The organism is Luteibacter sp. P4_D7_3 (assembly GCF_056401735.1).
Genome location: NZ_JBFUIT010000109.1, coordinates 1 through 11,759, shown reverse-complemented (window position 1 = coordinate 11,759; position 11,759 = coordinate 1). Strand labels below are relative to the sequence as shown.

Here is an 11,759-nt window from a genome sequence, read left to right as displayed (position 1 = left end):
TCGTTGCCACTTCGTCATTGAGTTCGGGTAGTGCGACGAGCTCCCTGAGCTCGTCATCGCAGAGTTCGCGCAGCACCGCGCGGATCGCCAGGCGCCGTCCGTCGTGCAGCCACGCGTTGAGCACGCTGGCGATCGCGCGGATCGTCGGCAGCGTCACGTCTTCCTGTGTCGCCTTGCGGTGTTTCAGCCGGTCGTCGACGGCGTAACGCACGCGGCCGCCCAGGAAGGCCGACGATTCCCCAAGCAGCTGCTCCAGCGTCTCGCGCGAGCAACGGTCGATCAGGATCTCAGCGGCTTTGTTCTGCCGCGCCGCGTACAGCTGGCGAAGCATCTCGGCCAGGGCATGCAGGCAGCTCATGCCGCCCACCCTTGCGTCGACCTCGGCCCGCGCGCGTGAGGCGCGTGGCTTCGGTGCGCGGTACTCGGGTGTGCATGACAGATCATGGTCGGGATACATGGCGCGCCTCGCTGGCCGTATGCATGAAAGAGAGACGTCCGTGTCCGTTGCGATGTCCGATACATTCCTTTGCGCCCCACCGCTGGGCTGACGAGTCCCGGTTCATTTCGTAGCCGAAGCCTGGCCGGTACGGGGATCGAAACGCTGGTCATAGAGCTTGTCGCCGAAGGACTGGGCTGCGTTTTCAAGCTTTACCCGCGATTTCGCCGCGAACGGCTGGCGCGAGCTGACGATGTCGGTCGTATCGATGTTTTCGTACGCGGCGATCACTTCCTTGCCGACCTGGTACATCTGCACATTGCGCGCGGTGCAGGCATCCACCTGCCCTTTCGACAGATCCAGCTCCTTGGCCAGGCGTGCACGCTCGGCTTCCGCCGTGCGCGACGCTAGTGCCTGCGCATCGGCATCCGCTTTGCCTCGCTGCAGGTTCGCCTCGGCTGCCTCGCGGCGCTGGCGTTCGGCCGCCAATTCACGCGTGGCCTCCGGGGATACCGCGGGGGCCGCCTTGGTCGCATGCGCCGCTGCAGCTTCCTGCTTCGCGGCGTCGCGCTCCTTTTCGAGCGCAGCCTTTTCTGCCGCCCATTGCGATTGCTGCGCCTGCAGGTCCTGCAGTTGCGTGCGCGTTTCCCGCAGCTGGTCGCGCATGCGGCTTTCCAGGCTGGCGGTTTGTGCCTGTGCCGCGGGGAACACGGCAAGCAGGACCAGCGCGATGAGGGTGCGTTTCATATCGCCTCCTTAGAACCGGGCATTCATGTCGAGCTGGAACACGTCGATCGAGAGCGGCGGACCGAACACTTCCTTGGCGTTGAAGTAGCGAAGGCTGAGCCACGCGTTCTTCGAGACACCGTAGCTACCGGTGAGGATGAACCCCTTCGCATTCGTGCCCCCAAGGTGGAAGTCGGCATCAGCGAGGCCATCCAACGTGGCGTCGGGCTGGAGGTACTTGTAGGCCAGGCTCACGTTCCAGTCCCTGGAGGCACGCGGAATCACGTCGCCGAGGGTGGCGCGCAGCATCCAGCCGATCGGGCCGCTTTTGTAAGTGTTCTCGCTGAAGTCGCCTGCACCGAAGTTATTGACAAGGCGATTCAGGCCGACATCCGGGCGGAAGGCATCCGCGCGGTGGTAGGCCATGTTGCGGATGTAGTCGGCTTCGATGCGCAGCGGCGTATCGGCCACCTTGGTGTCGAGCTGGGCATTGGCATCCGCCACGTGGTAGTCGTACACCAGACCGACGTATTGCGGCTGCGCGTAGCTGGAAGGCGAGTTGGGATCCGGCACGATGTCGCGGATCAGGAACAGCGAGTTGCCCTTCTGCATGAAGGCCGAGCGGCTCGAGTCCGTATCGCAGGCGGTCACACCGAGATAGATCGAGCATGGCGAGGAAAGCTGCCCCCCCATGTGGTCGAAGCGGTAATAGGCCAGCGCGGCCTTCAGCTGCGTATCCTCGTTGAACTTCCAGCTGGCACCGAGCTGAGCGCCGGTCATCCACTTGTCGCGACTGGGACTCTTCACACCCTCCTGCGTCGGGAAGTCATCGGCCTGGTATTCGATCGGGAACATGCCGACGTTGGCGAAGGTGCTGAGCTGGTCGGACATCGGCACGTTGAACTTGCCGACGATGCCGTCGAAGTTCAGGTCGTTCGAGTAGACCAGGTCTGTGCTCATGAACGGGTTGGGCATGCGGCCGCCGACCACCTGCGCCCAGTCCGTCGGTTTCCATGCCAGCCAGGCCTGATCGAGCCAGATATTCTTCTTCGACAGTCCGCCACCCAGGGTCCCTGTCGTGGACACAGGGTTGTTGTCGTCGCCCGAAGCGATGCGAATTCCGCCCGTCACCCCTTCACCCAGGTCCAGGTTCACACCTAGACGCGCGCGAATGCGCAGCGAATTGGTACGGTTTTCAAGCGTATTCAGCAGCGGCGGTGGGTTCGCGCCGTTGAGGTCGTACGGACCGGTGCGATTGAGCTGGGCGAAGTTCACGACGGGCGAGGCGTTGCCCTTGTCGTAGTAATGGAACTCGTCACGCACGCGCATGTCGCCAGCCCAACTGATGCGGTCGAGCCACTCGGGCAGCTTGCCCGGCTCGGCCCAATGCTCGGTCCTGGCCTGGGCGACCACTTCCTGGCGGAGCTCGTCCTTGATCTGGTTGCGCACCACTTCCGGCACATAAGTGACGCGCACCTGGCCGGGCGTGGCCGGCGCGGCGTTGGCGGTGCCGGCGAGCTTCTGTGCCTGCGCGGCTTCGGCATTGGCCTGGGCGATAAGACCGTCGGCGTCCGACTGGGTGAGCACGCCGCGCTTCACCAGCAGGCGCACGAGGTTGATGGTGGCATTATCCGACGCGGCACTCTGCGCCTGAGCGGCGCCCGCGCAGAGCGACAGCCCGATGGCGAGGGCCAGCATGGCTCGCGCGGGTCGATGGCGGGCCTTTCCGATGGTCATGCGAACTCTCCGGGGTTCCAAAGCGTGTGTTTCAAAGGGGGTTGGCTTGGCGGGCGTCATACGGGGCGCTTCCCGCGGATGGCCACGCGCACGGGGAAGTGCAGCGTCGCCGGCGGCGCCACGTCGATGCGCGGCATCGCGCGCACGGCTTCGAGCAGGGCTTCGTCGGTCTTGGCGTTGCCGCTGCCGTTGACGATCTCGGCGCGGGTCAGCTTGCCGTCGGCGTCCAGCCAGACATCCGCATGGACGTCGAAAGCCAGGCGGTTGACGCGGTCGTCGCGCTGCACGGCCTGCTGGATGGCATAACCGAGGTACTGGCCGTAGCTGCCGGTGCCCGTGCCGTTGCCGCCACCGGAACCGACCATGCCGCCGCCGTCGCCTGCGCCGATGTTGAAGTTGTCGCTACCGGCCTGGGCGTCGCCGTTGATGGTGACGCTCTTGGGCGCGTCGTTGCTGGGCTTGGGCGCATCCGTCGGCTTCTGCGGGATGTCCTGCGGCTTGTCGATCGGCTTGATGTCGTCCTCGACCTTCTTCGGCTCCGGCGGCTTTTCCTTCGGCGGCGGAGGCGGTGGCGGCAACGGTGTGATCGTGGCGATGCGCGGCGCCTCGCGACGCACGCCAACACTGCTACCGGCGAAGTGCCAGATCAGGATGCCAAGCAGCGCGAGCGCGACGACGCCGACCGCGGGGCCGAGCCAGCGCTTAGGTGTTCGGCGACGGGAAGTAGACAAGGTCACGCGCTCATCCCTTCGGCGACTTGCCGGTGACCAGGCCGACCTGCGGCAGGTCCACGCGACGCAACAGGTCCAGGATGTCCATCACCTTCTGGTACTGGACCGTCGAATCGCCCTTCACCACCACCGGGAAATCCGGGGTGATCGCCTTCAGCGAGCGAAGACGCTCCTCGAGCTCACCGATCGTGACCGGATAGGCGTCGAGGAAGATCTGACCCGATTCCGAGATCGTGATCGCCTTGGTCTGCGGCTTGGCCATGCTCACCGCGGCACTGGCCTTGGGCAGGTTCACCTTGATGCCCTGCACCGACGCGGTGGTCATGATGATGAAGATCACGAGCAACACGTACGCCAGGTCGAGCATGGGCGTGATGTTGATGTCGTCGTACGGTTTGTCTTCGTCTTGCGCGCGCATGATCCGTTCCTCAGGCCGCGACGGCCGACGGGTGGGTGGCGCGCTGCTGTTCCGCCAGGCGAGTCACGAACTCGTCGACGAACACCTGCATGTTCGCGGTGACGTTCTTGTTGCGGATCAGCAGGTAGTTGTAGCCAAACAGCGCGGGGATCGCGACGAACAGACCGGCCACCGTGGCCAGCAGCGCGGCGGCGATACCCGGCGCGATGGCATTGACGTTGACGTCGCCGGCCGCGGCAATCGCCGCGAAGGTGATCATGACGCCGACCACGGTACCGAGCAGGCCGAGGAAGGGACCGCCGGAGATGGCGATGGTCAGCAGCACCATCGACTTGGAGAGCTTCTGGTTCTCACGCACCAGCACCGAATCCATGGTGGCGCGGATCGCTTCGATGGATTCCGCCGCGATATGGTCATGACCGTCCGCGTCGCGGCGATTCCACACTTCGCCAGCGCCGACCTTATACAGGCGGTACAGCGACGCGTCTTCCAGACGGGATGCGGTGGGATCGCGCGACAGCGCGAGGATATTGCGACCCTGCTGGCGGAAGGCCTCGAGGAAATCTTCGTTCGCGTTCGTCACGCGATTCACGTACGAAGCACGCTGCCACATCACCACCCAGGACAGCACGGCCATGATCATCAGGATGCCGATGATCGACCAGGCGTCCGCGGTGACCGACTTGACGATGATGCCGAAGTAGCCGAAGCCCACGCCCGACTGCTTCTCGTCGGCGCCATAGGCCAGCAGCTTCGATTCCGCGCCCTGGGTCTGTGCGTCCACCGCGATCAGCGTCGCCGGGCGGGCGATGCGCGACAGGCGCACTTCGTCCATCTGTCCGGTGAACGGCACGAAGGTTTCGGTCTGCCCGGCAATATCGCCACCGAGCGTGGCCTGGCTGGTCATCGCCGGCAGCTTCGCTGCCAGCTTGGCGTACGGCTTACCGTCCACATAGAGCTCGATGTCGTCGCCAGCGGCCGTGACAGCGAGGTGCGTCCAGGCACCGGCCTTGATCGGCTCACCGGCGGTGCTGGTGGCGTCGCCCGTCTGCACGAAGGGCACGCCATGGTCGAGGCCGATCAGTAGCTTCAGGTCGCCCTGGCGGCGGGCGTAAACCAGCGCGCGGCCATCGGCGATCGCGTCCAGCTTGATCCAGGTGCTGAAGGTGAACGTGCCGCCCTCGGCGACATTCATCGACACGCTGCCCGGCAGCGTCACGATCTTCGAACCGTCGAAGCGGGCCGACTTGCCGATGATGCCGTCCACGCCAGCGATGTCGTTACCGACGGCATGGTTGCCGTAGGCGGTGGCATCGTGCGGCGGCGTGCCGGCGGGTTCTTCGAAGTGGTAGACGGCGGCGTAGTCGGCGTCGAACACCGCACCGCCCTTCTCGCCGCCCTGCGCCTTCGCGTTGCCGTAGTACATCCATATCTGCTGCTGGGAGTCCGCGGCCACCTGCGGCACGTCCACCCAGATCAGGGCCACGCCTAGCACCGGATCGAAGCTCTCGATCTGGAAGTTCAGCGGCGTCTTGTCATCGGCGGCAACGAAGCGGACGTCCGCACCGGACTCCGAGACACCGTCGAAGGTGAAGTTGCCCGAGTGCAGGCGAACCAGCAACGGCGTGCGGCCGACCGCCGTGGTGACGTTGCCGCCCTTGGCCGTCGTGTCGATGGTGATGGCCTTGCGGAAGGAAAAGTCCTGGTTCCACCACGAGGTCTCGGCGTGTGCCGCAGGCACCCAGCCGAGGATCAGCAAGCAGGTCAGTAACAAGATTCGAGTCACGGTGATACCCCTGGAGTCTATGGTCCGACCTGCCGGTCAGAGATCCGCTTTGAGTGAGAAATGGATGCGAGTGTCGTGCGCACGCGTGGCCTGCCCGTTGTTGAACGGATAGGCCACCTCGAACGAACCGGTGGCGATGTTGAAAACCTGGAAACGGGTACCGACGCCGACGCTGGACAGGTCGTAGCTGTTCACGCGCGTGCTGCCGGCATCCGGGTTGTTCTGGTCGATCAGCTGGGGCAAGGCGTTCATCAGCGCCAGGTGCGCGGCATCCACGAAGGCGTGGAAGCGCCAGTCGTTCACCCAGCCGCCGATGTGTTGGGCGATGGACGGCGTGCGCAGTTCGAGCGACCCGATGACGCCGTGGTCGGCGGTTTCTTCCGCTTCGAGGTAACCGCGCACGGTGCTGTCGCCACCGGCTGCGTACTGTTCGCTGGAGACCAGCGACGAGGTCGCCAACTGCAGGCCGAGGCGACCGACCAGGCTGTAGCCGTCCTGGAACAGGATCGAGTGGCCGGCGTCGGCCTTGATGTAGAAGAAGTTGGCCTTGGCCTTGTAGCGTTGGTTGTCGAACGCGGCCGAATCACTGGCACCGGCACGGAAACCGAAGGTACCGCTGAGGCCGATGCTGCTCGACGAGTGCTCGCCGACACTCTGGCCCTGGTAGCTGGCCACCAGCGGGATATAGGTAATCGGCGCCTTCGAGGTATCCCCGCCCAGGCTGATGTTCTGGTCGAAGTGCTTGCGCGTGACGCCAAGCGAAAGCGACTGCGAGTACTCGCCGTGGGTCGGCAGCGTGCGCACGAAAGTGAAGCCGAAGGCATTGCCTTTGCCGAGCACGGTGGTGCCGCCGACGGCATTGGCATTGCTGTTGGACTTGTACGCGGAGGCCAGGACACTCCAGTCGGCATCCAGCGGGATGAAGTATGACCCTGACCAGACTTCGGCCGCGCTCTGGTCCTGCGGCGCGACGATATAGGTGAGCGACGCCGACTGCCCCTTCTGGAACAGGTTGTCGTAGCGCAGGCTGCCGATGGTGCGCAGCTCCGGCGTATTCACACTGTGGTCGTTGTTGACCTCGAGGCTCGCATGCATCGGCGAGCTGTCCGTGACCTTCAGCGTCACGTCCATCGTCTGCGGCAGCTTGCCCTGGGTCAGGACGGGCACCACCTGGGCACCACCGCGCTTGTTCACGTCGGTGAGCTGCTGCTGGGCGTCGGCAAAGTTGGGCACATCGCCTTCGCGCAGGGCTGGCACCGAGTCGCGGATGTCCTTGGGCGAATGGTAGGTCGCACCTTCCACGCGCACGCGGCCCACCGTGTTCTCGGTGACCTGAAAGCGGATGATGCCGCCCTTCACCTGCTGCGGCGGAAGATCCACCACCACGGACTGGTATCCGTGGCTCTGGTAGAGCTTCTGCAGCGCATCGCGCGCGCCGTTCACGTCGTTCATGGACTTGCCGGGACCGAGGAACGGGTACACGGCCGTTTCGATATCCAGCGCCTGCAGTGTCGTGTTGCCGTCGACGACGTATTCGTTCACGTCGAACGCGGTCGGCGCGTCCTGCGCCATGGCGGCACCTGTCAGCGACAGCGAAATCGCCAGCGCCAGCGCGTGTGCGCCTCGCACCCATACTGCTCGTGTAGCCACGCGGAGCTTCCCCTGATGTTCCATCTGCCCTAAGGACGCGTGGGCAGTGGTGGCACTGAACCGTTGTCACGAAAAATTCATGAGGCCGACGGTGCCGACCCCGTGCGACAGTCAGCTCAACAACACCCAACCACCCGGAAGATGGGTAGCGTGCGCGCCATAGGCGTCTTCGATCAGCGTGGCCACRTCGGCCATCTGGTCCAGGGTGAAACGCGCATGCACGCGGCGCTCGCCGAGCGCGTGGTCGGTAATGACGATGCGGCCGGGGCGATAGCGATTGATGTCGGTGACGACGTCGGCAAGGGGTTGGTTGTCGTAGATCAGTACGCGGTGCCTCCATGCGAGCGCGGTGTCGGGATTGACGGCAACCGCAGCGCCAAGGCCATCGGCATCGAAGGCCAGCTGCTGCGAGGGTTTGACCAGGGTCTTCGTCGCGGCACGCGCCAGCACCGCCTGCCCTTCCAGGCAGGTCACCGTGGACACGCCGTCCACGCAGCGCACGGCGAACGAGGCGCCCGGACCCGAGAGGACGCGCGCATCCTCCAGTTCAACGACGAAGGGTGCGGTGTGCGACGAGTCGATACGGACCACGGCCTCGCCCGAACGCAGGCGGACGCCGGTGATGGCGTTACCCGACGAACGCACGCCGATATCCGTGGCGGTGTTCATTTCCAGGGCGACACCCTGTGTCACGTCCACGTGCCGCTGTTCGCCGATCGCCGTGCGCAGGGTGGCGCCGGTGCCGCGCTGGCCACCCATGTCGAATCCATACCGGGCGACGACCACCGCGGCGACAGAGGCCGTGATAGCGGTGCCGAGGAAGGCGCGACGACTCATTCGTATCGCGTGCTTCGGCGCCGGGCGTCCACCCCGGGGGATGGATTGCTGACGCCGCGCGATGGCCGGACCGAGGTCCTGCCACATCTGCCGCGTCCGTGCGAAGGCTTCCGCATGCTGTTCGCTCGCCAGGCACCAGCGACGGAAGGCTTCGCCGTCCTCGCGGGTGGCCTTACCCGAGGTCAGATGCACCAGCCACGCCTGGGCCTCGCGTTCGCTCTCGTGGATGTGAGTCGTGTCCATACCGGTCAAGACGCATCTCCGGCACCGGGACCGAACCGCTGTATCGATTTTCTTCCCACTTTTGCGGCACAGGTCTCAAGTGCCTTCTTCAGTTCCTTGCCGACCATACGCACGGAGATGCCGTAACGCGCGGCGATGTCTACCTGGGGCAACTCGTCGATACGTGCCGCGATGAGGATCTCGCGCTGGCGACGGGTGAGCATATCCAGCGCCAGGCCCAGCGCCGCGATGTCCTGCTGCGAAGACAATACCGTGGGCGGGTCGAGGTGATCGTCAACGCCTTGTATCAGGTCGTCGACCTCTTCGCCGGTGAGCAGTCGGCCCGACGAACGGTGGTGGTCCGCGGCCATGTTCAAGGCCATGCGGAACAGATAACCGGTGGGGTGCGTGGCGCGCTCGGCCTCGGGATCGAGCCGTTCCACGCGCAGGTAAGTCTCCTGCAGTACATCGTCGACGAGATCGTCCGAGCGCAGGCGACGGCGCAGCCGACGACGGAAGTCTTCGTAGTTGGCGAGGAACAGGCCCAGCATCGAGGTATCCACGTCAGCCCTCCCCTGCGCGCGAGCCGGTGCAGCGATAGGCGCCAGGAGCCGACGGCGTTAGCAGAACTGTCACAGGGCTGAAACGGGATGTAGAAGGAGGCAAACGCACACCGCGCAGCGCAGCGACCACGCGTGCGTCACGGTGCGGATCGTCCGACGGTGCCAGCGCGGACACCTCGGTGATGGCACCCGCCGCATCGATCCACACTTGCATGGCGAGGCGGAAACTACCCGGCCGTGTCGCCGCGTGCGCGCAGAGCGCGGCTTCGATGGCGACCTGGATCACCGCGGCGCCACGCTCGTCGAGCGAAGGCGTGGCGTCGCGCACCTCCGTTTCAGGAGGCAGGGACGCCTCGGCAGCTGTCGTTGGATCGGCCGTGACGGTGAATGCGTTCATCGAGGCGAAATGGGCGCTGAGGCCCGTTCCCACGAGCAAAACACGCAACGCGTCGCGCGGGTCGGCCACGCCGTGGATACCGGGCGACGAACGTTCCACGACGAGGGAATCGTCGAAGAGGACAGCAATGCCCGTCGCTTCGCTGTAACCGCGAAGAGCGGTCGCAAGCGGCTGTGCGTCGATGTCGAAGCGCGTTGGCGCATGCGTTTCTTCCGACCCCTGTGATGCCTCCGCCGGGGTCCGCACCTGCGCCGCGAGATGCGGCGATGCGAGCAGGATGGTGCACGCGACCAGCGCGAAAACGCAGCGTGTCACGGTCATTCCTTCGCGCATGAGCGTACGGGACGGGGACTTGTCTCGTGGGAAGGCTAGGCGCGGCAAATGACACAACCGCGCTGTTTTCGTGACAAAGTTAGTGACAACACCATGACAACGGCCGCGCCACTTCCGCAGGGCTTGCTGCGCGTGTTATCCAGCGCAGTGACGACTCAGGGAATGATGTATGCGTATTCGGCAACTCGTGTTCGTATTCACCGCCGCAGCAACGTCTGGCGCGTTTGCGCAGGAAACGAAGGGCGTTGTGACCCTGCCCGGCGTGCATGCGTCGGCGACCCCGGGATGCGTCGATCATRACGAGGGGAACGCGACGCTCTCCTACGCCTGCCTCAACCACATGGTCGCGACCGATGTGACGCCGGTACCGATGCCCGGCGACGCGGACATCACCAGGCGCCCCTCGAACACCCTCGGCCTGTACAACGCGAACGGCCTCAGCCACCGCATGGGCCCGAACCTCGGCATCTCGGTCCAGCCCTACCGCCCCAAGGTGACCTACCCCACCCCGCTGGCGACAAAGCCCTAGCCGTTGTGGGAGCCGATTCATCGGCGATCCCGCGGCAGCGGGCCAGGTTACAGCGAGCACCCCTTCGCCGCTGAAGCGGCTCCCACAAAGGGCCGCCGTGCCGCAGGCGGCTTATGGGTGCAGGGGCACCGTCACGGTCGGTTCCGCGGCGCGGGGCTTCGCGGCACCCTCGCGATACGGCTGCAGCGATTCGAACTTGCGCTGGTACTCGTCGGTGATCTGCTTTGCATCTTCACCATTGGTGATGACACGCGGCGTAATCAGCACGATCAGCTCCGTACGGTTGCGGCTGCGCGTGGTCGAACCGAACAGACGACCGAACACAGGAATACGGTTGAGCCCGGGAATACCGGTATCCGTCGTGCCCTCGTCCTGCTTGATCAAACCGCCGAGCAGCACCGTCTGCCCGCTCTGCACCGCGACCTGCGTGGCCACTTCGCGCTGCTGGATCGGGAAGTTACCGGTGGTGGTGTCCTTCTGGCCGGGAGCGCTCACCACCTGGTTGATGTTGAGATACACCAGGCCACCCGGATTCACGCGCGGACGCACGTTGAGGATCACGCCGGTGTCCTTGTACTCGACCTGGCCGATCGTGTTGTCCGTGTTCGCACCGGTGTTGACGAAGGTCTGCGTGATCGGAATCTGGTCGCCGACCTGGATGTGCGCCTTCTGGTTGTTCAGCACCACGAGCGAGGGCGCGGACAAGGTCTTCGTATTGCCGCTGGTTTCCATCGCCTTCAGGGCAACGGAGATGTTGTTGTTGACGAACGAGTAGAAGAAGCTGTCCGTGCTTGGGTTGTACGTGGCGCCACCGCTTCCCAACGCCCACTGCTGTTTGTTACCCGGCTGCGTCGGCTGCCCGTTGGTCGTGCCCACCAGTCCTTCCAGATACCACTGCACACCGAACTGGAAGTTGCCGGTGAGCGCGACTTCGAGGATGCGCGTTTCAATCTGCACCTGAAGCGGCACGGCATCGAGGCGCTTGATCGCCTGCTCGATCTCCGCCCACTGCGCCGGGCGACAACGCACCATCAACTGGTTGTTCGAATCCACCGAGGTGATGCGCACGCCTTCGTCGGTCGTGATGCCACCGCTGTGTGAGCGATGCGAGTTGTCGTCGTCACCGAAACCACTGCCGGCAAAGCCGCTCTGCGAGCCGCCGCTCGACGAACCGCTGCTTCCGAATCCGGACGAGGAGCCGTTGATGCCGTTACCGCTGGTAGTGTTGAGGTAGCCACCGGACGACGAGGACGACGACGAGCCGCTGCCGAACGTGCCCGAGCCGCTGCCAAAGCCCGAGCCGGAGCCCCCGCGACTGGAATCACTGTCGCCACCGAGGGTGCCCGAGCTCAGGCCCGGGCCCACCTTCCCGCCGCGATCGCCGGAGCGGCCAC

Annotated in this window: 12 protein-coding genes; 1 reads left to right on the top strand and 11 read right to left on the bottom strand. The window is 65.1% G+C overall.

The genetic code is table 11. The annotated features are described in order from the left end of the window. From AC1DSN_RS11580 to AC1DSN_RS11535, 10 genes are all read right to left on the bottom strand, one after another. Positions 1–457 (bottom strand): hypothetical protein (locus tag AC1DSN_RS11580; RefSeq protein ID WP_477330773.1); only part of this gene is annotated, 457 nt, incomplete at its 3' end. A 102-nt stretch (positions 458–559) separates the two neighbouring features. Then, complete coding sequence (locus AC1DSN_RS11575) at positions 560–1,183, bottom strand: hypothetical protein (protein WP_477297961.1); 624 nt, start codon at positions 1,181–1,183, stop codon at positions 560–562. Positions 1,184–1,192: 9 nt separating this feature from the next. Continuing rightward, positions 1,193–2,899, bottom strand: a complete 1,707-nt coding sequence (locus AC1DSN_RS11570) for a putative porin (protein ID WP_477297960.1) — start codon at positions 2,897–2,899, stop codon at positions 1,193–1,195. Positions 2,900–2,955: 56 nt separating this feature from the next. Further along, a complete protein-coding gene (locus AC1DSN_RS11565) occupies positions 2,956–3,636 on the bottom strand; it encodes an energy transducer TonB family protein (RefSeq protein ID WP_477330771.1) in 681 nt (226 codons plus the stop codon). Between the two features lie 4 nt (positions 3,637–3,640). After that, entirely contained in the window at positions 3,641–4,048 is a 408-nt protein-coding gene (locus tag AC1DSN_RS11560; RefSeq protein WP_477330769.1) for an ExbD/TolR family protein, read from the bottom strand. A 10-nt stretch (positions 4,049–4,058) separates the two neighbouring features. Then, complete coding sequence (locus AC1DSN_RS11555) at positions 4,059–5,834, bottom strand: DUF2341 domain-containing protein (RefSeq protein ID WP_477330767.1); 1,776 nt, start codon at positions 5,832–5,834, stop codon at positions 4,059–4,061. Between the two features lie 36 nt (positions 5,835–5,870). Continuing rightward, positions 5,871–7,484, bottom strand: a complete 1,614-nt coding sequence (locus AC1DSN_RS11550; protein ID WP_477330765.1) for a ShlB/FhaC/HecB family hemolysin secretion/activation protein — start codon at positions 7,482–7,484, stop codon at positions 5,871–5,873. Between the two features lie 111 nt (positions 7,485–7,595). Then, entirely contained in the window at positions 7,596–8,564 is a 969-nt protein-coding gene (locus AC1DSN_RS11545; protein WP_477298111.1) for a FecR family protein, read from the bottom strand. 5 nt (positions 8,565–8,569) lie between these two features. After that, positions 8,570–9,106: an RNA polymerase sigma factor gene (locus tag AC1DSN_RS11540; protein WP_477298108.1), complete on the bottom strand. Its 537-nt coding sequence runs from the start codon at positions 9,104–9,106 to the stop codon at positions 8,570–8,572. Between the two features lies 1 nt (position 9,107). After that, positions 9,108–9,818 (bottom strand): STN domain-containing protein, encoded by a 711-nt coding sequence (locus AC1DSN_RS11535; RefSeq protein WP_477330763.1) that lies wholly within the window; start codon positions 9,816–9,818, stop codon positions 9,108–9,110. Positions 9,819–10,005: 187 nt separating this feature from the next. Here AC1DSN_RS11535 and AC1DSN_RS11530 point away from each other — a divergent pair, with 187 nt between their 5' ends. Next, positions 10,006–10,365 (top strand): hypothetical protein, encoded by a 360-nt coding sequence (locus AC1DSN_RS11530; RefSeq protein WP_477330761.1) that lies wholly within the window; start codon positions 10,006–10,008, stop codon positions 10,363–10,365. A gap of 111 nt (positions 10,366–10,476) precedes the next feature. Here AC1DSN_RS11530 and AC1DSN_RS11525 read toward each other — a convergent pair. Next, the coding region (locus tag AC1DSN_RS11525; RefSeq protein ID WP_477330759.1) for a type II secretion system protein GspD at positions 10,477–11,759 on the bottom strand (1,283 nt) is incomplete at its 5' end.